Origin of the sequence: Streptomyces glaucescens, assembly GCF_002154375.1 — a bacterium.
Taxonomy (GTDB): domain Bacteria; phylum Actinomycetota; class Actinomycetes; order Streptomycetales; family Streptomycetaceae; genus Streptomyces; species Streptomyces glaucescens.
Genome location: NZ_MUND01000017.1, coordinates 1 through 21,786 on the forward strand (window position 1 = coordinate 1; position 21,786 = coordinate 21,786).

The following is a 21,786-nucleotide window of genomic DNA, read 5'->3' on the forward strand; positions in this document are numbered from 1 at the left end:
GTAGCCCATCTGCACGGCCAGCCCGCTCCACCCCCAGCAAGGACGGCACCAAGGCCAAGGCCCGCGCCCTGGCCGTGCAGATGGGCTACGCCAAGCCCGACGCCGCCTGACCGCGGCCCGACAACCGAGGGACCACGCCTCTCCTCCCGTGGACGACACCCGCCCGGTGTCCGCCCCATAGCGACCACCCCTCTGGCACGTGAGGAGTATCGGCGTGGACATCCAGCCGACCACCACGGAGACCACCGTCACCGCAGACCGCCGCTGGCTGCTGTCGACGTACGGCACCGAAACCAACAAGACGATCACCCTCGATCTGTCCCAGTTCACGTCCGGCACCAACTACACGGCCGCCGCGAACGGGCTCCCCAACCTCATCCCCTCCGGCACGCCGCTCGGCAAGGTCACCGCGTCCGGCCTCTACGGCCCCTACGACTCCGCGGCCTCCGACGGCACCCAGGTCTTCGCCGGCCTGCTGGAGACGGAGACCGCGTTCAACACCGGCACCACCCGGGTCGCCGCGGCGCTGCGCATCGTCGGTGACATCGACGTGTCCAAGCTGCCCGTCGCCTTCACCCCACCGGCCGCAGCCAACCGCACCGACCACCTCGTCTTCTCCGACCTCTCCTGAGAAAGGGCGTGAATCCAGATGCTTGAGGCCCTGCTCAGGGACATCACGGCGACCGACATCATCGCCTTCGCCCGCGCCGTGCAGACCCCCGCGGACTACGCGCTCACCCAGTCGATCATGCCGGAGCGGCAGATCAACGGCGTGAAGTACCGCACCCGCCGCACCAGCCGCCGCGTCAACGCCGCGAAGTACCGCGCCTACGACGCGCAGACCCCCGTCGCGTCCCGCGAGGTCAAGCGGATCGAGACCGAGGGCATGCTGCCCCCGCTCGGCCAGAAGTACCTCGTCGGCGAACTCGAGACGATCCTCCTCGCCGTCCGCCGCGGCCAGGACGCCTCCGAACTGGTGCAGTCCCTCTACGAGGACACCGCCGCGCACACCCTGTCGATCCGCTCCCGCCTGGAGCTCGCCGTCGGCGACCTCCTCACCGACGGCAAGTTCACCCTCGCCGGCGAGAACGGCCTGACCATCGAGTACGACGCCGGCGTGCCGTCCGCGAACATGCCGACCGCCGCCACCCCGTGGACCAACCCGGCCGCGGACGCCCTCGCCGACGAGATGGCCTGGATCGAGGTACTCCGGGCCTCCGGCGCACCCATGCCCGAGCGGGTCCTCACCTCCTACAAGGCGCGCGCCCTGCTCGCCTCCAACGACGCCTACCGGCGCGCGTTCTACGGCCAGCCCGCCGCGCAGACCCCGACCGGCGTCCTCGCCCCGAACGAGGTCGACGCCGTCCGCGCCCGCTACAACCTGCCGCCCATCGAGGTCTACGACGTCCAGATCCCCAAGGACGACGGCACCATGGCCCGCCCGATCCCCGAAGACCGGTGGATCATGGTCCCGCCGAACCGGCAGCAGTGGGGCGAGACCCAGTACGGCATCACCGCCGAGTCCATCGCCCTGACCACCGGCGACAACCCGGCCATCGAGCTGGAAGAGGCGCCCGGCATCATCGTCACCCACGGCTGGCAGGACGACCCGGTCCAGGTATGGACCAAGGGCTCCGCCGTGGCCATGCCGGTGATGTACGTGCCGGACATCCACATCACCGCGAAGGTGTACTGACCATGGCCATGCTCGCAGCCACCGTCCACGTGAGGGACCCGCGCACACACCAGATGGTGCAGCTCGACGCCGGCACCGAACCCGAGCCCGAGCTGGCCGCCCTGGTCACCAACCCCGACGCCTGGGAAGACGGCAAGCTCCCGGCATCCGCCCAGAAGACCGCCGACAGCACCTCCTCGTCGTCCACCGACGACGAGGACAGCACCGGCGAGAAGCCGGCCGCACGCAAGACCGCGGCCAAGAAGCCGGCTCGGGGCCGGAGCGCCGCTGACGAGGGCACCAGCGGCGACTAAGCGGCGTGCGGGCCCGCCCCTGTGGTGGGGGCGCCACCAAGGCGGGCCCGCACCCGCACACCCCTTCCCACCCCTAGCCCGAGAGGACACCCGCCATGGCCATGGACGTCGCCGTCACCGCATGGCTCAAGGGCGAACTCGGCCCCACCACCGACCTCACCGACCTCGAAACCCGCTACACCCGCCTCGGCACCGCCCGCGCCGTCGCCCTCGAAGTCCTCCGCGAACGCCTCGCCGCGCTGCGCGCCCAGCCCTCCACGATCAACGTGTCCGGCGCCGTCGCCGTCGGTTTCGTAGAGAACATCAAGGCCTACGAGCGGCAGATCGCCGCCCTCGAGAACGGCGAACCGCCCGCGCCCGACGACCCCACTGACGGCAGCGCCGGCACCCTGGGCGTGCTCCGCCTGCGGGAGAGGCCCCGCCGATGACCACCCCCGTCCGACGCCGCGGCCGCACCCTCCGCCAGCGCCTCCTCGGTTACATCACCGACGCGGTCGGCCGGCTCACCGCCGCCTGGCGCATCCTCACCACCGCTCAGACCCGGCTCCTCAACGCGCTCGCCGCTGTCCGGCCCGGCCGCTCCGCCCGCACCGGCACCGCCCTGCGCGCCGCCATCACCGTCTTCACCCGATCGCTGGCCGCGTTCGACCGTGCCGCCATGGCCTTCGCCGAACGATGGGCCAGCACCGACCTGCCCCTCATCTACCGCGAGGGCGCCTGGACGATGCTCGACAACGCCGGCCGCCGCAACAGCCTCTTCCAGTGGACCGACCGACACCGGGCCGCAGTCACCGCCGCCTCCGCCCAGTACTACGCCGACCTCACCGGCCGCATCCAGCAGGCCCTGCGCCGCGGCCGCGCCTTCCTCCGCGCCGCCCAGGACGCCGCCCGCGGCACCGCAGACCGGTTCAACGCCACCGTCCTGCGCGCCGACCACCCCCTGGGCACTGTGATCTACGGCAACAACTCCCGGCACCCCGTCGACGCCTGGGCGCGAGCCGCGATCACCTGGCAGGCCGTCACCACCGCCAACACCGCCGCCGCCCGCACCGCCCTCGACGAACTCGGCACCGAATGGGTGGAGATCCGGGACGGCGCCGACTGCGGCTGGACCAGCCACGACGACCCCGACCGCGCCAACCGCACTCTGCGCACCGTCCAGGACGCCCTCGCCCACCCCACCGCACACCCCCACTGCCAGCGCGAGCTGCTGCCCCGCCTCGACCTGATCGGACGCACCACCATCCGCACGGGAGCGCCCCTGTGATCCACCAAACCAACCGCACCGAGCCCAGCATCGGACAGCAGCTGGACAACCTCGGCCTGGCCGACGCCCTACCGCAGGGACATCAAGTCGTCCAGGCCACGGTCAGCCTCGTAACAGCCGAGCACCAGGATGGCGGGCACGAGATTCATCGGCCGATCCAGCTGCCCTACAGCGCGCCCGGCGCCATCCCCGTCCCGCACCCGCACGTGCGATGCGTCCGTCTGATCTTCGATGCCGCCCAGGCCCTCTCACCTTCGCAGAGAGACCGCGTGGCCTCCTGGCTGGACGCCAACGGGATCGAACCGTCACGGGTGGCCGCAGGACACCCCGTCACCGTGGAGTACAAGACTGACGGTCAGAAGGAATGGGGCCACCTGATCTGCTTCGCTGAGTACTACGAGGACGCCAGCGGCAGCAGGACATTCGACTACAAGACGCAAGCCGCCACCGTGGTGCAGCGGTGCGTGCGGCAGTCCGCCGGGCTGGAACCGGAGGGCAGCGTATGACCGGGACCCCCGCCGAGCCGCAGGCCCACGCGGTCCGTATCGACGCCCAGCCCGGCCACGCCACCATCAGCCTCGACGGAACCCCGATCCCGCCCGGGCAGGTCACCGGCTACACCCTCCACCACGACGTCCACAACGCGCTGCCCACTCTCGTCCTGCACACCCGGCAGCCGTCCGGCGCCCTCTGGGAGGGCCTGGCCCGTGTCGCCGTCGCCGACCCCCAGCAGGACCACACCGCCACCGTCACCGACTTCCTCGCCGACATCGACCCCGCAGCCCTCGAGAACGCCGCCCTCAACCGGGACGACCTCGGCACCAGCCAGTACGACCTCACGCGGGCGATGCTGCGGCAGCTCGCCGACTGGGCACGAGGAGACGTCTGATGGCCGGCCTCGACGAAGCGCTGACCGGAGTCGTCCAGTGGATCCGCGACACCCTGATGATCGACACCGTGCGCGTGACCCGGCCGTCCACCGGCGCGCCCGTCCTGGACCCGGCCACGGGACGGCTCACCCACCCCGAGCCGGAGATCGTGTACGAAGGTCCTGGGGCGGTGCTGTCCGCGGGCGCCCCGGGCGGCATCAACGCCCTGCCGTCGGCAACGCTGCCGTGGACGGAGGAGACCACGTCCCCGGCCCGCCTCCTTACCCCCCTCAGCGCGCCGATCCCGGCCCGGGACGACCTGGTCATGGTCGTCGCCGTCCACAACCCGGCGAACACCGCGCTGCTCGGGCGTGTCTGGTTCGTGCAGGACCCGGGCCGCGCCTCCACTGTCGAGGTCGTCCGCACCACCCCCCTGGACCTGAAGCAGGCCCCACGAGAGGCGGGCGCCCCGTGAACCTGGATGAGATGGCTGACCGCCTCGAGACGGCCGCCGACCGGCTCGGTGAGGTGACCGAGCAGCGGATGCGGCACGTCGGACGGCTCGGCGTCGCCCGGATCCGGCAGAACGCGTCAGGCCGGCCCGGCCCGAACGTCATCACCGGCCAGTACCGGGCATCGTGGCGGGCCGAGACCCGCGGCATCCCGCACGGCGCCGAATGCACCATCGGCACCACCAAACCCCAAGGCAGGCGCCTCGAGTTCGGGTTCTACGACATGACCGACAGCATCGGCCGCCACTACTTCCAGCCGCCATTCCCGCACGTGCAGCCCGCCCTCGGCTACATCGAGGCCACCCTGCACGAGCAGATGGAAGCCGTCGTCGAGGAGCTGCTGTCGTGATCGAGAAGCGGCTGGTCACCGACTGGGTAGCCAGCACCCTGGCAACCGCATCGGAAATGGCTGTGGGCCGCGGCTCCGTACCGCGCGGGGACGCGGACCCGCCGTTCTACCTGCTGTACTCCGTGGACACCGCAGTCGGCGGCGCCCCGCTGGCCGACCTGAACGAGGACGCCTCCCTCGTCTACCAGATCACCTCCGTGTCCGGACCCGACCCGGACGTCCCCGAGTCGACCGCGTGGCTCAGCCAGCTGGAGTGGATGGCGGACACGGCCCGGGCCACGTTCCTCGGCCGTGACCCGGCCACCGGACTGTGGCTGCACCCCCTCCTCATCCCCGGCGTCTCGTGCATGGCCCGCCGCCTGGAAGTCGAGTGGGGCGGACAGCCAGGGGGAACGTCGGAGCAGGAAGCTGGAATCATGACCTACGTACAGCGGTTCAGGTTCGACCTGACCCCCGCCTGACCCCCCCAGGGGCAGGCGACAACCGCACCGCGGCGGGCCCTCCGCGGACGCCACCAGGCAGGTGGCCGCCACACCGACACGTGTAGCAGGGGCCCCCACGCTTGGCCCCTAACCGCAAGGGGCCAACCACCATGGCGAGGTTCAACCGCAAGGGCACCACCAAGATCTACTTCCTGCCGACGATCGCCTCCACCACGCTGGTCCCGACCGGCGCGGAGATCACCGCAGGCACCGACTACACCGGCGACATCAACGCCGTCGACGGCTGGTCGATCGAGAACACCCCGATCGACACCCCCGACATGGCGTCCACCTTCGTCAGCAAGATCGGCGGCGACGACACGGCAGCCGACTCCTCCCTCACCTTCTACGAGGACAGCACGCTCGACACGATCGAGACGGACCTGGCCAAGGGCACCACCGGCTACGTCGTCATCTTCAGCAAGGGCCTCACGACCGGCGCCAAGGGCATGGACGTCTTCCCCGTCGTCGTCACCTCCATCAGCAAGCCCTACACCACGGACAACGAGGCCGCGCGGATCACCGTTCAGTTCGCGGTCACCGCGCGCCCGCTCCAGAACGGCACCGTGCCGTCCCTGACCTGATCCCGGCCGCCGCCGCAGCACCCCACCAGCCCCCGGCCGGGCCCGTGACGTACACGGGAAGGGCGCCACGCGCGCCCGGCCGGGCCTTCCCCACCGGAGAACCGCATGCCGAACAACTGGGACGCCCTCAAGAAGCGCCTGGACAAGGTCAAGAAGCCCGTCTCCGCATTCCACCTGTGCGAGGACCCCGACATCCGCGACCGTTACCAGACAGCGCGGAAGACCGCGGATCGCACCGCCGCCTACCTCAAGTCGCTCCCCGACACCGCGGCCGCCGACGCCCGCGCTCTGGCCGAGCAGCGGGCCGCGGCCGCGGCAGCGGAACTCGCGACAGCCGAGAAGGCGTACAAGGAAGCGACCATCACCCTGCGGTTCACCGCCCTGGAACGCTCGGAATTCGAGGCTCTCCAGAACGCCCACCCCGCCAGCGAGCAGGACGAAGCCGACGGCCTCGCCTTCGACATGGACTCCTTCGCGCCGGCGCTCATCTCAGCCGCCTCCCTGGACGGGATGCCCGTCGAGGACGCCACCCACTTCCTCAACACGTGGACGTCGGCCGACGCCAAAGCCCTCTTCGACGCGGCCTGGTCCGTGCAGCACACCCAGCGGACCGACCTGGGAAAAGGCTGATCGACGATGACCGGTTCCGAGCCGAGATGGAGCTGTGCCGCCAGTACCGCATCCCGCACAGCCTCTTCCGCGGCCACGGCACCGGCACCTGGACCGACCTCGACCGCCGCAAAGCTCTCGCCTACGAGGCCTACCTCAAATCGGTGTGCCCCACCTGCGGCACCCGCCCCGAGGAGTGGGACGAGAACGCGGGCGGAGACGAGGACGCCTACCGGGCCATCACCCACCGGTGCATCGGCTGCCAGCTCATCACCGACCGGCAGAAATCCGTCCCGGACGGCGACGAAGGCCACGGAGTCAAGGTGCTGCTGATCCCGTCCAGCGTCCACGCCGCCATGGAACTCGCCCGCCACCAGCACTAGCTCTGAAGGGAGGCACCGGATGGCATCGCAGTGGAACCTGTCCGTACGGCTCACCGGCCAAGGCCAGAACCTGTCCCGCACTCTGCGCGACACCAGCCGTGACGCCCGCCGAGCCTCCCGCGACATCGACGCCCTGCGCCGCGACATCACCCGCCTGCGCAATGCGGCCCGCCGTGACATCCGGGTCGGGGTCCGCCTCAACACCACCAACCTGCGCCGCGACGTCCGCGCCGCCCTGAACAGCGCAGGCAACGGCCAGGGCATCCGCGTCCGCCTCGGCGTCGACACCGGGCGTCTGCGGACCGACGTGCAGAGGGCGCTCACCGCAGCCAGCGCCGGCCAGGGCATCCGTGTCCGTCTCGGCGTCGATACCGGCCACCTCCGCAGGGACGTCCAAACGGCGCTCACCGCCGCCGGCAGCGGCCAAGGACTCACCGTCAGCCTGCGCCTGGGGAACAGCACCCAGCTGCGCCGCGACGTCGCGACCGCGGTGCGCCTGGCAGCGTGGGGACAGCGCATCGACATCCCCATCGGCCTGCGCGGCCCGGACCAGCTGCGCCGAGACGTCGACGAAGCCGTCCGGCAGGCCCAGCTCAACCAGGTGATCCGCGTCCGTGTCGACACCGACACCGACGCCCTGCGCAACCTCGGCCGCACCCTGAACACCGGCGGCGGGGGAGCAGGCGGAGCCGGCGCCCTCCAGAGCGCCCTCAAGGCGCTGCTGCTGATCCTGCCCGCGGTCATCCCCCTCACCGCCGGGCTCGGCGCGAACATCGCCCCCCTGGCCGGGCAGTTCGCCGCGAGCGGCGCCGCCGCCACTGTGTTCGGTGCCGCCCTCGCCGGCCAAATCACGCAGCTGAGCGAGGCCGTCGAAGCAGAGCAGAAGTACCAGGACGCTGTCGACCAGCACGGCGAGACATCCGAAGAGGCCGCGAAGGCCTCCGACGAGTACCAGGTCGCCCTCAGCAAGCTCCCGGCACCCACCCGGGAGACCGCAGCCGCTCTTGCGGACCTTACGGAGGACTACCAGGACTGGTCTGACGCTCTCGCCGGCAGCACCATGCCGGTCGCCACCAAGAGCCTCCAGCTCCTGGACACCCTCCTGCCGCACCTCACCCCGTTCGTGGAGGGCAGCGCCGACGCCTTCGAGCGGCTCGTCACCTACGCCGGCGGCCGCATGAACACCGGCCAGTTCGAGACCCTGATGGAGACGTTCTCCGAAGGGGCCACCGACAACCTGAACGACCTGGTCACCGACATCATCCGCTTCGCCGAGTCGGTCGACGAGTTCGCGGGCGGCGAGGACGTCCAGGCGTTCCTGGAGTTCTGCCGCGAGAACGGCCCGCTCGCGGCGGAAACCCTCCAGAACGTCGGCTCCGCGATCCTGCACATCCTGTCCGGGGCGTCCGGGACCGGGGAGATCCTCCTCAACGTTGCCAACGCCCTCGCCAAGGTCGTCAGCGCCGTACCCCCCGAAGCGATCAGCGTATTCCTCCAGTTCTACACGGCGATGCGCCTGGCCAGCCTCGGCGCCGCCAGCCTGGCAGCCGTCACCGGCTCCGCCGCCGCCACCAACCTCGCCACCTTCGTCCGCTCCGCCCGCTTCGGCGGCGTCGGCCAGGCCGTCGCGGGCGTCACCCAGCAGATGACCGGCCTCCAGAAGGCAGCGGGCGGGCTCGGTGTCCTCGGCGCGGTCGCCATCGGGATCGACGCCCTCGCCGACGAAGCCCGCGGCGCCCCGCCGGACGTCGACAAGCTGACCACCAGCCTGAAGGAGCTGGCCGCCACCGGCGAGTTCACTGGTGAACTGGCCGACACCTTCGGTGACGTCGACGGTTTCATCGAGAAGCTGAACGACCTCAACCGGAACACGGAAGCCCTCGACGAGGCTTTCGAACTGCCCCGGATGATGGGCGCCGGGCCGGCGCTGGACGCCATCGTCCCCCGCATCGACTCCCTGGTGAACCAGGGCGACGGCGTCGAAGCCCTGAAGGAAGACTTCCAGAGCTTCGATCAGGCGTTCGCTGCGCTCGCGACCAGCGGCCACGGGGACATGGCGGCCCAAGACTTCGCCCTCTTCGAGGAGGCGATGCGCTCCCAGGGCATGACCACGCGGGAGATCAAGGAAATCTTCCCCGAGTACACCGCGGCCGTAGAGGCACTGGACGCCGAGCAGGGCGTCGCCGCCCGCAGCATGGGCCTGTTCGGTGACGCGGCTATCGACACCCAGGCCAAGCTCGACAGCCAGAAGAGGTCCGCTGACGGGCTGCGCGCCTCGATCATGGCGTTGAACGAAGTCAACCGGGCCGCCGGCACCGCGATGAACGCGATGGAACAGGCGATCGACGACGCCTCCGAGGCCGCCCAGGACAACGCCGGCGCGCTCACGATGAGCAACGGCGAACTGGACCTGAACTCTCAGAAGGCTAGGGACGCTGAAAGCGCACTGAGCGGACTCGCGGCGAGCACCGACGAAGCGGTCACCGCGGCCCGCGAGCAGGGAAAATCGTGGGAGCACGTCAACGGCATCTACGAACGCGGCCGCAAGGCGTTCGTCGACACGGCCGTCCAGATGGGCTTGACGAAGACCCAGGCGCAGGCGCTGGCCGCCGCGTACCTGGATATTCCCGACAAGGCGTCCACCAAGGTGGACATGGATACCGCGGACGCCATCGCAGGTCTGGAAGCGGTCATCGCCGCCATCAAGGAGACCCCGAACAAGAAGAGCGTCTACGTGGACGCCCTGTCCGAGTCGGCGGTGGCGGAGCTGGAAGCGCTTGGCTTCAAGGTCACCCGACTTCCCGACGGCCGCTTCAAGGTCACCGCAGCGACCGGCGAGGCCCAAGCCAGCATCGGCTCCGTTCAGGCCGCACGCGACCGGCTCCAGGGCAAGGAAATCACCGTCGACGCCGAGACAAGCCCCTTCTGGGCCGGAGTGCGCGGACTGGCGGGCCGCGTCCTCGGCACCTCCTACATCAACGTCCAATACCGGAAGGTCGAGTCCAGCCTCCAGCCGGCCTTCAAGCAGGCCCGCGGCGGTGTCGTCGACTACTACGCCCAAGGCGGCATCCGCGCGTACGCCGACGGCGGCATGGAGGCGGGAGACCGGCCCAACCAGCACATCGCGCAGATCGCCCCGGCCGGCTCCTACCGGGTGTGGGGAGAGCGGGAGACCGAGGGCGAGGGCTACGTGCCTTTCCGCAGGTCAGCCCGCGTCCGCTCACGCGCGATCACGGAGGAGATCGTCCGCCGCCTGGGCGGCGACCCGTCGACAATCCAGTGGAACGCCGAAGGATCGGTCACGGACTGGCGCTACGACCCGCAGACCGGCAGCCTCTACTCGCCGTCGGATGCCGGGCAGGCCGGCCGGAAGACGAAGAAGGTCAAGGGCAAAGACGTCAGCTACTTCGACCTGGGAGCGGTCGAGAAGAAGCTGAAGAGCGCGTCGAAGGCGACGCAGTCGTGGAACCGGGACCTGGAGAAGGTCGCAGAGCGGGTCGGCGGTGATGTCGCCGAAGCCCTCGCCTCCATGGGCGTGGAGGGCATGAAGCTCGCCGACAAGATGGCCAACGGCAGCACGAAGTACATCAACGAGATGGCCGCCGCCCTGAGAGGGCTCCAGGCCACGGCCAAGGCCACCCTCGGCGACTACACCCGCCAGCTCACCTCTGCGAACAAGGTCAACCAGAAGTTCGCCAGCGACCTCGCCCGGCTGTCCGCGCTCGGCTACGACGACCTCGCCGCGCAGCTGGCCGCGCAGGGCGACGAAGCCGCGCAGCAGCTCGCCGCCGCCGCGGTGAAAGACCCGTCCAAGGCCAAGAAGGCGGACGCCGCGGCGAAGACCGCGAACAACGCGCTCACGGCCGATCAGGTGCAGTCCCTGGTGCAGATCATCGCCGCGATCACCACCAAAACGACCGGCATCCACGACGTCGCCGCGAAGACCGGCATCGGCGAGGACCAGATCATCGCCATCGCCAACAAGTCCCGCGGTCAGATCAAGACGTCCCTCGGTGCGCGGGCGGACCGCTTCCTCGAGGACCTACGGAAGGCCAACGCGGGCAAGGCGTACGCGGACGGCGGCATCCGCGCCGGGATCTACGCCACCCAGGGCGGCATCATCCGCTTCGCCGAGCCCCAGACCGGCGGGGAGGCCTACCTGCCTCTCAGCCCCGCCAAGCGGCGCACCGCGATGCCGGTCCTCGCCGACGTCGCCCGCCGCTTCGGCGTCGGCCTCACCGACGCCCAGGCCGGACGCCCCGTCGTCATCGTCCAGAACGGCGACACCATCACCGTCCCCGTGACCACCACCGGCAGCCACGCGACCGCGTCCGACATCGGCGCCCAGGTCGGCTACCAGTTCCGCCGAGCCAAGAGGGGAGGAGTGGCATCCCGTGCCGCTTGAACTGAGCGACTGGCAGTACGACCTGGGCGGTGTCCTCATCGGAGCCGACACCAACGTGCAGGTCCTCGAGACCGCAGGCCTTGGCCGGCCCCCGGTGAGGGAGTCCGACGTGGACCAGCCGTCGATGGACGGCCAGTTCGCCGGGCCCGACTACTGGGCGGGCCGCCAGATCCAGATCGACGCCGCCATCAAGATCCCCGGCGACCCGGGAGCCTGCCACGACATGGTGGCCGCGCTCCAGGCCGCCACCGATCCCGCGAGCGTCCGCCTGGTCGGCGGGCAGGGCATGACCATGCGGGTGAAACGCCCGGGCCGGCCGGTGAAGCGGCTCACCGTCCGCGCCCGCCGCCTCGCCCCCGAATACCGGCAGGTCATCCACGGCTACGTGCCCCTCGACATGGAGTTCCTCGCCCACGACCCCACCTGGTACGCGGATGAGGAGTCCACCACCGAGCTGCCGCTGGGCTGGCTGACCGGCGGCGGGTTCGCCGCACCCGTGGTCGCGCCGATCTACGTGCAGGACGGCACCGTCGCCGCCGACCGGCCCGGATGGGTCACCAACAGCGGGGACGCCGACGCCTGGCCCATCATCCGGATCACCGGCCCGTGCGCCAACGTCACCATCACCCACGTCGCGTCCGGCCGCGTCCTCGCCCTGCCCACGCTCAACCTCCCGGCCGGACGGTGGGTCGAGATCGACACCCGGCCCGGCTACCGCACCGTCCGCTGGGACAACGGCGGCAACGCCTCCGCCTACCTGTCCCCGGCATCCCGGATCGACCTGTTCTCCATCCCGCCCGGCACGAGCGAGATGCGCTGGACCGCCTTCGACAACACCAACTCAGCCCGCCTCGCCATCACCTGGCGCGACGCCTACATAGCCCTCTGAGGAGAACCGACCATGGCACTGTTTCCCCGGCCGATCCTCACCAACGGGGCCACCCACAGCGCGCAGCAGTTCCGGATGCTCGTGAGGGACCTGTCCAACGGATCCGAGGGCGTCACCCAGGGCGATGACCTCAAGGTCACCCAGCGGGCCACCCCCGGCGGAGGCGTGCTGGTCGGTGACGGATCCGCCGTCGTCCGGGGCCGCGCGAACGTTTTCCAGGGCAGCTACTCGGCGTGCAACATCGGCGCCGTCGACGTGCCGATCGCCGCCACCGGTGCGGGTGGCGGCCGCTCCGACATGGTCGTCCTGCGGATCGAAGACCCGGAGTACGAGGGCAGCATCAACCCAGCCACCGGCGAAGTCGCGTACTTCCAGGTCATCTCCAACGTGTCCTCGTCCGCGACGACGATCCCTGACAGCCGCACCGCGATCCCGCTGGCCCGGATCGACATCCCGGCGTCCACGTCCACCATCACCAACGCGATGATCACCGACCTGCGGAAGGTCGCGAACCCGCGCCGATCCCGCTACGTGGCCACCCAGTCTCCGGCCAGCCTAAGTACCGCAATCGGCGCTTCCACCAGCTATTCCTACTTCTCGACCGCCGCCGGATGGAGCGTCAGCATCCCGGACTGGGCCACCAAGGCGATCGTCAAGGTCGATGTCTCTCCGATCCGATACGACACCGGTCCGTTCTGGGGATACCTGTCCGCCACGTTCGGGTCCAGCCTGACCGTGCAGCCCACCACCCTCGACGACAACCAGAGCGGCGTGCGCCGCATTGCCGGAATCATCGCCGACACCCTGACCATCCCCGCTTCCTACCGTGGCACCAGCCAGCTGCTGCGGGTTCGCGCCGCTGCCGCAGCCACCGGCCAGACCGGCCGCATCTACATCGACACCGGCACCACCCTGGCCGTTGACGTCCAGTTCGAGGAGGCCCCGCGGTGACGGTGCCCGTCCCCGACCGGGTCCTGGTCCAGCACGCCCTGACCGGGGCGTGGCTGCACACCGCGCTGCCGGTCACGGACCTGGAGTACGGGCCCGAGCTGTCCGGGCCGGGCGCCCTGCGCGGCACCCTGTCCCCGCGGCTGGTCGCCTCCCACCCGACCCTCGCCGACCCTGGCACAACCGCCATCTACGTGGAATCCGCCGGCGAGATCCAGTGGGGCGGCCTGATCTGGGACGTCCGCGCCCGCGGCAACGACTACACGATCGAGGCAGCCTCCTGGTCGTCGTACCTGATGCACCGCTACGACCTGGACGGCGAGCACGGCGGCCGCGGCCCCTATGTGTTCGCCGACCGCTGCCAGGTCATCCGCAACATCTGGGCGTACGCGCAGAGCATCCCGGACGGTGACCTCGGCGTCGTCGTCGACTCCACCACCAGCAGCAGCAAGATCGGCACCCCGGCCGACGTCCACCACTCCTACTGGTACGAGCAGAAGTCCCTCGGCGACCAGGTCGACGAGTTGGTCTCCGACCAGGCCACCCCCGAGTACACGTGCGTCACCTCGTGGAACGCCGACAAGACGGCGGTGGTGAAGCGGATCAAGCTGGGCTGGCCCCGGCTGGGTGCCCGCCGCACCGACATCGAGTTCTCCTCCGGCGTCAACATCGTCGAGGAACCCGAGCAGGTCCTGGCCGGCGACGAGTACGCGCAGGTCGTCATCGGCACCGGCGCCGGGGACGGCTCCGCCAAGCTGCGCCAGATCAGCGCCGTCCGCAACGGCCGCCTGCGTCTTGAGGCCGCGGCCGCATTCCCGGAGGTCAACGGCAACGACGTCCTCAAGGCTCGCGTCGAATGGGAACGCGCCCGCCGGCAGACCCTCGGCGCCGTCGAGCAGGTCACCATCCGCAACACGCCAGCCGCGCCGTTCGGGGCCTGGCAGGTCGGCGACGACGTCTACACCCGCATCCACAACGCCTGGACCTCCTACACCGGCTGGTGCCGTGTCACCGGCTGGACGATCCGCCCGACCGCCCCCGGCGGCCCCCAGGCCGTCATCTCACTCCGCCCGTCCGCCGAATTCATCTACGGAGGCCTCTGACCTTGGACATCGGCCGCGAACTCCAGAACCTCAGGGCCCGCCTGGCCCGCGTCGAGGCCTCCGCACGGCTCTCGCACGCCTCCCTGGACAACACCAACATCGTCGTCACCGACGGCACCGGCACCGTGCGGGGCCGGATCGGCATGCAGGCCGACGGCACCATCGGCCTGATCGCCGTGGACGGGCCCGCCCCCGGCGCCCCGTCCGCGCCGGTCGTCACGTCCACCATCGGCGGGCTGCGCGTCGCCTGGGACGGCACCCTCGCCGACGGCAGCCCTCTCCCGGCCGACTTCGACCACGTCGCCGTCCACGCTGCCACCACCAGCGGGTTCACCCCGTCCGAGGCCACCTTCGCCGGCACCATCACCCGGGCAGGCGACGGCGGCATGCTGCCCCTCATCCCCCTGCCGTACCAGACGCACTACATCCAGCTCACCGCCGTGAACACCTCCGGCAACGCCAGCAGCCCCTCCGCGGAGGTCGCCGCGACCCCGGTCAAGGTCGACGGCCCGGACCTCGAAGCCGGATCCGTGACCGCGGCCACCATCCAGGCCGGCGCCGTCACCGCGGAGAAACTCGAAGCCGTCCTCCAGCTGGTGACCCGTCTCGTGGCGGGCGATCCGGCGGCCGCCCGCGTCGAGCTGAACGAGGACGGCCTCCGCGTCTACAACAGCTCCGGCGTGCTGATGATCCAGTTCAACGCTGCCGACGGCAGCGCGGTCTTCACCGGCGCCATCACCGGAAGCACCGTCACCGGCGGCACCATCACCGGCTCCGAGATCCAGACCGCCGCGAGCGGGCAGCGGATCACCCTCAACGAGGACGACGCCAACAAGATCCTCGTCTACAACGCCTCCGGAACGGCCATCGGGGAACTGTCCGCCCAGGGCCTGATCCTCAAGGGCACCACCGGCGCGGCCATGTGGCTCGACCCCAGCGCCGCGCTGCCCCAGCTGCGCTTCGACAACGCCACCGGCACCAACAGCGCATATATGCAGATGGCCGAGGTCAACCCCGGCGACGCCAACCTTCAATCCGTCACCGGCCAGTTCACCGCCGACGGCTTCACCGACCGCGCCTGGCGCTCCTACATGGGCAACGACTTCGCCGTCACGGAACGGATCCGCCGCGGATCCTCCACCGCCCACCGCGGCGGCCGCATCAACCTGCGCGCCGACTACGCCGAGCTCGGCTACATGAACTCCGCCGTCGCCGCCGACGCCGGATACCTCCTCTGCCAGCCCGGCGTAGCGGAAACCAAGGGCCGCCACCGCGTCGTCCCCGCCGCAGCCAGCGCCGACAGCGTCCTCTTCGTGCAGTGCGCCCCCGGCCACACCGGCCACCTGGTCCGCGTCTGGGACCCGGACACCAGCACCTGCCGGTTCGCGGTCGACAAGTCCGGCAACACCATGATCAACGGCATGCTCACCGCGGGGAACATCGCCGCCGGACGCATCACCATCACCCCGACCGCCGCGAACACCCCCACCAGCGGCACCGTCTCCGGCCTCAGCCTGCCGGGCACCGGCTACCGCGTCGTCGCCACCGCCGTCACTTCCGGCCCCGGCACCGTCGTCACCGGGGTCGGCGTCACCAACGAAACCTCGACGGGCTTCACCGTCTGGGTCACCCGAGTCAACACGAGCGCCACCAGCGTGAATTGGATCGTGATCGCCACATGAACACCGAGCCCCAACCCACCCCGGAAGCCGTGCAGGCCGAGCAGGAGCCTGTCACCGAGCCGCAGGACACCACCGACCCGCCCGTCGACGAGCCCCCCGTCGACGAGCCGGAGCCGGAAGAGGACACGACCACCCCGCCGCCCCCGGAAAGCCCCAGCGGCACGATCACCTTCGAGCCCGCCACCTGGTACTCCGTCGACACCGTGTGCCTCACCCAGGACAAGGGCAACGGCCAGCCCTGCCCCAACCTGAACGTCACCACCACCGATCCGATGGTGTACTCCAACGCAGGCAAGCCGATCATCGTCTGCGGGATGTGCAACAAGGGCCGCACCATCCTGGCCGCGACAAAGCTCGACCCGCAGCCCGTCATGGACTAGCGCGGGCACCGGGCCGGGCACGGGGGCAACCCCGGCCCGGCCCGGCCGTACCCTGATCAAGGGCGACCCTCCGCCCCAGATCCACCCCTCCGAGGGACGGCCGCACCACAGCGGCCCGCCAGCACGTATCAACCTGGGCGCGGGGAGATCCAGGAGTCCGGGCGATGCCCGAGTCGACCACACCAGCAGACGAGACGACGGCTGCCCGCAAGAGCAAGGACACCCCGCCGTCGGAGCCCGTCCCCACCACCGAACCCGAACTCACCGCCTCCGGCGCCACCGAGCCCTACCCGGGCGCCGAGTTCTTCCACGGCGGCCGCCACTCGCCGATCATCACCGCCATGGCCCGCCGCCTCGAGCAGGAAGGCCACGGCGACAGCCGACCCATGGGCCCGGACTGGACCAACGCCCACCGCGACGCGTTCGCCCGCTACCAGCACACCCTGCGCCCCAAGGGCGCCGGCGACGTGTCCGGCATCCCCGACGAGACCGCCTGGGACCGGCTGCGCGTGCCGCGGGTCACGCCCCTGCGTGAGGAGTCCTGATGGCCACCGCCCCCTCCGCCTCCGCCTTCGCCGGCCTGCTGCGCGCCGAAGGCGTCACCGTCGTCGAGGTCGGCGACTGGGAGACCCACAACCGCAACAGCAAGGGCCCCTGGGGCCCGGTGAACGGCGTGATGATCCACCACACCGTCACCAAGGGCAGCGCCACCACCGTGGAGCTGTGCCGCAAGGGCCACTCCAGCCTGCCCGGCCCGCTGTGCCACGGCGTCATCACCAAGGACGGCCGCGTGCACCTGGTCGGCTACGGCCGCGCCAACCACGCCGGCCTCGGCGACCCCGACGTCCTCGCCGCGGTCATTGCCGAACGCGCGGTGCCCGCCGACAACGAGGCCACGACGGACGGCAACCGGCACTTCTACGGCTTCGAGTGCGAGAACCTCGGCGACGGCAAGGACCCCTGGCCCGAAGCCCAGCTGGAGGCCATCGAGAAGGTCGCCGCGGCGATCTGCCGCCACCACGGCTGGTCCGAGCGGTCCGTCATCGGCCACCTGGAATGGCAGCCCGGCAAGATCGACCCGCGTGGCTTCACCATGGACAGCATGCGGGCCCGCATCGCCGACCGCCTCGCGGAGCAGAAGCCCGACCCGAAGCCCACCACACCCAAGCCCGCGGCACCGAAGCCCCTGCCCAAGCCCACCAAGCCGGTCGTCGACCTGTCCCGGCTCGTGGCCGCCGCCAAAGCCAACCCCGCCTCAAAGGGCACCCCCGTCACCTACAGCGGCGTCCGCACCGTCGAAGCGGCCCTGGTCGACGCCGGACTCCTCGCCAAGAAGTACTCCGACGGCCACTTCGGCACCTCCACCATCGCCGCCTACGCCGCCTGGCAGAAGCGCTGCGGCTACACCGGCAAGGCCGCCGACGGCATCCCCGGCCGCACCTCCCTCGAACGCCTCGGCGACAAGTACGGCTTCAAGGTCGTGGCATGAGCCCGGGCCGCGCGGCAGCCGTGCACTACGGCATGGCCGGCCTCTGGGCGCTCCTCCTCGTCCCCACGCTGATCTGGTGGCCCAACAGCGTCCTCTGGGTCGCCTTCATGAGCCTGTACGCCAACTTCGTCGGGCATCTCTCCGCGGCCAAAGCCAGCCGCGCCGAACAGGAAGCAGAGAAGCAATGAAGATCCTCGGCCGCGAACCGGTGACGATCCTTGCGTTCATCGCCGTCGCCCTCAAGCTCGGATCCGCCTACGGTCTCAACGTCTCAGACGAGATACAGGCCGCCATCATGGTGGCCCTGTCCTGCATCGTCGCCGTCGCGGAGGCCTTCATCCTGAGGACCGGCGCCGCCTTCGCTGCGCTCGTGAACCTCGGCCACGCTGCGCTCGCGCTGTTCCTCGCATTCGGCCGCGACATGAGCGCCGAACAGCAGGCCCTGTGGATGTTCGCCATCGAGGGCCTTGTCGCCCTGTTCATCGTGCGCCCGCAGGTCACCGCCCCCGTCCCCGCCCTGCGGATCGAGACGTCCAGCCCGCTGACCAGACACAGCGGCCCGACCGCGGTCTGACCCATGACCACCCGGCACGCACCGCGTCGACTGGCAGCGACGCACGCGTGCCCCACCACGAGGAGCGGCACCGGTGAATGAGCTGTCGGCCATCAACGTCCTCTTGCCGGGCGGGGCCGGGGCCATCGTCACCCTCATCGTGCTGCTCATACTCAAAGGCCATCTCGTCTCACGGGCCGTCCTTGAGGACGTCCGCAAGGACCGCGACGACCGCATAGCCGAGCTGGCCAAAGAGCGGGACATGTGGCGAGACGCGCACCGAGAGAGCGAAGCTGCGCGAATCGAAGCGCAGAACCAGGTCGGCGAACTGGTGGAACTAGCGCGTATCGCCGACCACGTGCTGCGCGCCATACGAGGGGAGGTGCCCGGGGATGCGATGGATTCGGTTGCTGCGCCGCCGTCCTGAGCCCACCCCGCGCCCGGAGGATCCCAGCAAGACACCTGGGCAGCGGGAAGCGGAGAAGGCGCTGTCCCGCGCCCGGGAAGCACGCCGAGAGGTCGAAGCCCACCGATCGGTCGTGTCCCACGTTGCTGCGCGTCTCGCCCGCGAGCGCCAGCAAAACCATTTCGCGGAGATCTTCCGCTCTGCCTTGGAGGGAGGCCGCAACTGATGGACTGGGCGCAGCTCGCCAACTCCGCAGCATCGGCTCTGGTCACCCTTGCCTCTGCCGTATTCGCCGTCGTGTATCACTTGCACGCTCCGTGGCAGTCCACCGCAGTGGGCCGCCACGTGATGACCTTCACCCTCGCGATCGGCGCACTGGGCGCGTACACCGTCGCGATCACCCTGTGGCCGGACGGCACACCGGCCGCAGTGCTCCGCGCCACCCGCACCGTGCTCCTGATCGTCATCGCCGCACTGGTGATCCAGCGCACCCGCATGGTGCTGCGCGCCCAGCACCAGAGAGCCCTGCACAGCATGGACCAACCGGGTCCGCCACCTTCTGCCTGAATGGAGCGAGCCCATGACCACGGTGACCGGCAAACTGCTCGGCCCGGCCGACGGACGGCGGGTGGAGATGACCGCCACCCTCGTCGACGTCACCGGCAAGCCCGCGGTCGGCTACGTCGCCTCCGTCCCCGGGGAGGTGGTGCAGCCCCAGCGCATCACCCCCACGCTGGACGGCACCTGGACGGTGGACCTCCTCCCCAACAGCGCAATCACCTCCGACGCGGGGGACACCCTGTGGTGCATCACCGAGGGCCGCGCCCTGGACGGCACCCCCATCCGCACCTACATCGCCGTCCCCGACACCGGCACCCACTGGGTGGGCAGCATCCGCGCCGACCTGTCCGACACCCAGACCGGGCAGGGCACCGTCGTCTACCTCCCCGGCCCCCAAGGACCGGCAGGGCCTGCCGGGCCCCCAGGCGACACCGGCCCGCAAGGCCCCCAGGGCGAGACCGGACCGCAGCCCCCGCTCGGCGCCGCCGGCGAAAGCGCCACCATCGCACTGCGCTCCACCGACCCGTCCACGACCAATGCACGGACCCCGACCGCGCACACCGCCTCCCACGCCAGCGACGGCAGCGACCCGATCACCCCCGCCGCCATCGGCGCCGAACCCGCCGGCACGGCCGCGGCCGCCGTCACCGCCCACGCCGCGGACACCACCGACGTCCACGGCATCGCGGACACCACGCTGCTGGAAACCACAACCGGCGCCCAGGCCAAGGCCAACACCGCCCAGACCGCCGCGATCAGCGCGGCGGCTACCGACGCCACCACCAAGGTCACCACGCACGCCGGTGCCGCCGACCCGCACGGCGACCGCTCCTGGGCCGACTCGAAGTTCGCCCTCGCCACTACCGTCACCGCCATGAATGGCAGGGTGTCCGCGATCGAGCAGGGCACCGCGTCGCTGGCCGGCGTGAACTCCACCGGACCGGTCAACGTGGTCGGCAACAACCTGACCGTCAGCCGCAACACCCCGGGCTCGCTCGGCGCGTACCGGTTCCGCACCACCGGCGGCGGCCTGGACCTCGAGGTCGCAGGCCTGGACGTCATCGTGTCCCACTGGGCGAACGCAGACTTCACCGGCGCCCAGAAGAACGTGATGCGGTGGGAGGCGGCGGGCCCGCACCTGATCGGCCGCGCCCAGTTCGGCACCACCCCCTACAACACGGTCCACGACATCGACTCCACCACCGGCGTCGCCGCCGTGGGCGCGAAGAACGGGCTGACGAACATCCGCCTGGCCGGGTTCAAGAACACCGCTGGCGCCCCCACGACCGGCACGTGGACCACCGGGGACGTCGTCCTCGACGCCGCGGGCGCATGGCACCTCTGCACGACCGGCGGGACACCCGGCACATGGACCTGACGGGCGGGCTTACGGCGCCACACGCCCGTTCGCATTGAAGGCGGCGTAGGTGAGCGGCATGAGCTTGGCCCACTCCGCCTCCATCTTCTCGCCGACCATCTCGATCTCCCGCTGGGGACAGCTGGCCACCTTGGCGTCGGGGTGGGTGGTGCGCAGGCCAAGGAAGTGCATCAGCGACCGGGCGTTGCAGGTGGCGTAGCACGACGAGTACAGGCCCACCGGTAGCACCGACCGGGCGACCTCCCGCGCCACGCCAGCGGCGAGCATCGACTGATACGACTGATAGGCCACGCGGCAAGCGTACCGAATGTCGGACTGGACCTGATTGTGCTGCTCCGCGGTCCCCTCCTCGAATCGGTAGTGGCCAGCCTTGCCGACCTGGACCAGTCGCCGATCCGTGTCGGGGATGTAGAAGACCGGCTCCATCTCCCTGTACCTGGCGCTGGCCTCGTTGTATGACCAGCCAGCCCTGTGACGGTGGAATTCGCGGAACACGAAGATGGGGGCGCTGATCAGGAAGGTCATCGACGTGTGCTCCCAGGGGGACCCGTGACGCTCCCTCATCAGGTAGTTGATCAGCCCTTTGGAGCGCTGCGGGTCCTTGCTGATCTCGTCGAGGGACTGCTCACCGAGGGTGGAGACGCGAGCGGCGAAGAGGACGTCGGCGTCGGACGCGGTGTGCTTGACCAGCTCGACGGTGACGTCGCTGCGGAAGACGGGCTCGGCCATGGGAAGGGCCTCCGGTCGTGGGAAGGGGCGGTGGCTTCAGTGTCGCGGCGCCGGGCGCGGAGGTTCCCCGCGCGCGGACGTACGATGTCGAACGTGAGCACGACCAGCAGTGAGAGACCTGCCCCGCCAGCCCCCGAGTGCGCGCCCGCCTACGTAGGACCGTGCCAGGGCTGTCAGCATCCGACGCACCGGTACGGGCCGGGCGGGAACCCGCTTTGC

Annotated in this window: 28 protein-coding genes; 27 read left to right on the plus strand and 1 reads right to left on the minus strand. The window is 70.5% G+C overall.

The window, feature by feature from the left end; translation table 11 throughout:
- The first annotated feature begins 214 nt into the window (after positions 1-214).
- The 27 genes from CCN42_RS01140 to CCN42_RS41980 all read left to right on the plus strand — a co-directional run bounded on the left by CCN42_RS01140 (position 215) and on the right by CCN42_RS41980 (position 20,838).
- Entirely contained in the window at positions 215-631 is a 417-nt protein-coding gene (locus CCN42_RS01140; protein WP_086732647.1) for a head decoration protein, read from the plus strand.
- Between the two features lie 18 nt (positions 632-649).
- Positions 650-1,696: a major capsid protein gene (locus CCN42_RS01145; RefSeq protein ID WP_086732648.1), complete on the plus strand. Its 1,047-nt coding sequence runs from the start codon at positions 650-652 to the stop codon at positions 1,694-1,696.
- Between the two features lie 2 nt (positions 1,697-1,698).
- A complete protein-coding gene (locus CCN42_RS01150) occupies positions 1,699-1,989 on the plus strand; it encodes a hypothetical protein (RefSeq protein WP_086732649.1) in 291 nt (96 codons plus the stop codon).
- Between the two features lie 95 nt (positions 1,990-2,084).
- Entirely contained in the window at positions 2,085-2,417 is a 333-nt protein-coding gene (locus CCN42_RS01155) for a hypothetical protein (RefSeq protein WP_245877092.1), read from the plus strand.
- Positions 2,414-3,256: a hypothetical protein gene (locus CCN42_RS01160; protein WP_086732650.1), complete on the plus strand. Its 843-nt coding sequence runs from the start codon at positions 2,414-2,416 to the stop codon at positions 3,254-3,256. Before CCN42_RS01155 ends, CCN42_RS01160 begins: the two co-directional genes overlap by 4 nt.
- On the plus strand, positions 3,253-3,762 hold the full coding sequence (locus CCN42_RS42395; RefSeq protein ID WP_158102044.1) for a hypothetical protein: 510 nt from the start codon (positions 3,253-3,255) through the stop codon (positions 3,760-3,762). The genes CCN42_RS01160 and CCN42_RS42395 overlap by 4 nt, the downstream gene beginning before the upstream one ends.
- Positions 3,759-4,145: a hypothetical protein gene (locus CCN42_RS01165; RefSeq protein ID WP_086732651.1), complete on the plus strand. Its 387-nt coding sequence runs from the start codon at positions 3,759-3,761 to the stop codon at positions 4,143-4,145. The genes CCN42_RS42395 and CCN42_RS01165 overlap by 4 nt, the downstream gene beginning before the upstream one ends.
- Positions 4,145-4,600, plus strand: coding sequence for a DUF6093 family protein (locus CCN42_RS01170; RefSeq protein ID WP_086732652.1), 456 nt, complete (start codon positions 4,145-4,147; stop codon positions 4,598-4,600). The genes CCN42_RS01165 and CCN42_RS01170 overlap by 1 nt, the downstream gene beginning before the upstream one ends.
- An 11-nt stretch (positions 4,601-4,611) precedes the next feature.
- Complete coding sequence (locus CCN42_RS01175) at positions 4,612-4,986, plus strand: HK97 gp10 family phage protein (protein ID WP_143661815.1); 375 nt, start codon at positions 4,612-4,614, stop codon at positions 4,984-4,986.
- The gene (locus CCN42_RS41975; RefSeq protein ID WP_143661816.1) at positions 4,983-5,447 is read left to right on the plus strand and encodes a hypothetical protein; all 465 of its coding nucleotides are present in this window, start codon (positions 4,983-4,985) and stop codon (positions 5,445-5,447) included. Before CCN42_RS01175 ends, CCN42_RS41975 begins: the two co-directional genes overlap by 4 nt.
- Before the next feature lie 131 nt (positions 5,448-5,578).
- Positions 5,579-6,052, plus strand: coding sequence for a phage tail tube protein (locus CCN42_RS01180; RefSeq protein ID WP_245877093.1), 474 nt, complete (start codon positions 5,579-5,581; stop codon positions 6,050-6,052).
- A 105-nt stretch (positions 6,053-6,157) separates the two neighbouring features.
- The gene (locus CCN42_RS01185; RefSeq protein WP_086732654.1) at positions 6,158-6,682 is read left to right on the plus strand and encodes a hypothetical protein; all 525 of its coding nucleotides are present in this window, start codon (positions 6,158-6,160) and stop codon (positions 6,680-6,682) included.
- 26 nt (positions 6,683-6,708) lie between these two features.
- The gene (locus CCN42_RS01190; protein WP_245877094.1) at positions 6,709-7,044 is read left to right on the plus strand and encodes a hypothetical protein; all 336 of its coding nucleotides are present in this window, start codon (positions 6,709-6,711) and stop codon (positions 7,042-7,044) included.
- 19 nt (positions 7,045-7,063) lie between these two features.
- On the plus strand, positions 7,064-11,449 hold the full coding sequence (locus CCN42_RS01195; protein WP_086732655.1) for a hypothetical protein: 4,386 nt from the start codon (positions 7,064-7,066) through the stop codon (positions 11,447-11,449).
- A complete protein-coding gene (locus CCN42_RS01200) occupies positions 11,439-12,338 on the plus strand; it encodes a phage distal tail protein (protein WP_086732656.1) in 900 nt (299 codons plus the stop codon). Before CCN42_RS01195 ends, CCN42_RS01200 begins: the two co-directional genes overlap by 11 nt.
- Before the next feature lie 12 nt (positions 12,339-12,350).
- Entirely contained in the window at positions 12,351-13,289 is a 939-nt protein-coding gene (locus tag CCN42_RS01205; protein ID WP_086732657.1) for a hypothetical protein, read from the plus strand.
- Entirely contained in the window at positions 13,286-14,389 is a 1,104-nt protein-coding gene (locus tag CCN42_RS01210) for a hypothetical protein (RefSeq protein ID WP_086732658.1), read from the plus strand. The genes CCN42_RS01205 and CCN42_RS01210 overlap by 4 nt, the downstream gene beginning before the upstream one ends.
- Positions 14,390-14,391: 2 nt before the next feature.
- The gene (locus CCN42_RS01215) at positions 14,392-16,071 is read left to right on the plus strand and encodes a phage tail protein (RefSeq protein ID WP_086732659.1); all 1,680 of its coding nucleotides are present in this window, start codon (positions 14,392-14,394) and stop codon (positions 16,069-16,071) included.
- Entirely contained in the window at positions 16,068-16,451 is a 384-nt protein-coding gene (locus tag CCN42_RS01220; RefSeq protein ID WP_086732660.1) for a hypothetical protein, read from the plus strand. Before CCN42_RS01215 ends, CCN42_RS01220 begins: the two co-directional genes overlap by 4 nt.
- Positions 16,452-16,615: 164 nt before the next feature.
- A complete protein-coding gene (locus tag CCN42_RS01225) occupies positions 16,616-16,996 on the plus strand; it encodes a peptidoglycan-binding protein (RefSeq protein ID WP_086732661.1) in 381 nt (126 codons plus the stop codon).
- Entirely contained in the window at positions 16,996-17,940 is a 945-nt protein-coding gene (locus CCN42_RS01230; protein WP_086732662.1) for an N-acetylmuramoyl-L-alanine amidase, read from the plus strand. Before CCN42_RS01225 ends, CCN42_RS01230 begins: the two co-directional genes overlap by 1 nt.
- Complete coding sequence (locus CCN42_RS01235) at positions 17,937-18,128, plus strand: hypothetical protein (protein WP_086732663.1); 192 nt, start codon at positions 17,937-17,939, stop codon at positions 18,126-18,128. The genes CCN42_RS01230 and CCN42_RS01235 overlap by 4 nt, the downstream gene beginning before the upstream one ends.
- Positions 18,125-18,514, plus strand: a complete 390-nt coding sequence (locus CCN42_RS01240) for a hypothetical protein (protein WP_086732664.1) — start codon at positions 18,125-18,127, stop codon at positions 18,512-18,514. The genes CCN42_RS01235 and CCN42_RS01240 overlap by 4 nt, the downstream gene beginning before the upstream one ends.
- A 73-nt stretch (positions 18,515-18,587) precedes the next feature.
- Positions 18,588-18,920 (plus strand): hypothetical protein, encoded by a 333-nt coding sequence (locus tag CCN42_RS01245; protein WP_086732665.1) that lies wholly within the window; start codon positions 18,588-18,590, stop codon positions 18,918-18,920.
- Entirely contained in the window at positions 18,886-19,125 is a 240-nt protein-coding gene (locus CCN42_RS46010) for a DUF7620 family protein (RefSeq protein WP_422641161.1), read from the plus strand. Before CCN42_RS01245 ends, CCN42_RS46010 begins: the two co-directional genes overlap by 35 nt.
- Entirely contained in the window at positions 19,125-19,466 is a 342-nt protein-coding gene (locus tag CCN42_RS01250; protein ID WP_086732666.1) for a putative phage holin, read from the plus strand. The genes CCN42_RS46010 and CCN42_RS01250 overlap by 1 nt, the downstream gene beginning before the upstream one ends.
- A gap of 13 nt (positions 19,467-19,479) precedes the next feature.
- Positions 19,480-20,838, plus strand: a complete 1,359-nt coding sequence (locus CCN42_RS41980) for a hypothetical protein (protein WP_143661817.1) — start codon at positions 19,480-19,482, stop codon at positions 20,836-20,838.
- Positions 20,839-20,847: 9 nt separating this feature from the next.
- Here CCN42_RS41980 and thyX read toward each other — a convergent pair whose 3' ends face one another.
- Positions 20,848-21,567 carry an FAD-dependent thymidylate synthase gene (thyX, locus tag CCN42_RS01265; RefSeq protein WP_086732669.1) on the minus strand — a complete coding sequence of 240 codons (720 nt, stop codon included), beginning with the start codon at positions 21,565-21,567 and terminating at the stop codon, positions 20,848-20,850.
- Positions 21,568-21,786 lie beyond the last annotated feature (219 nt).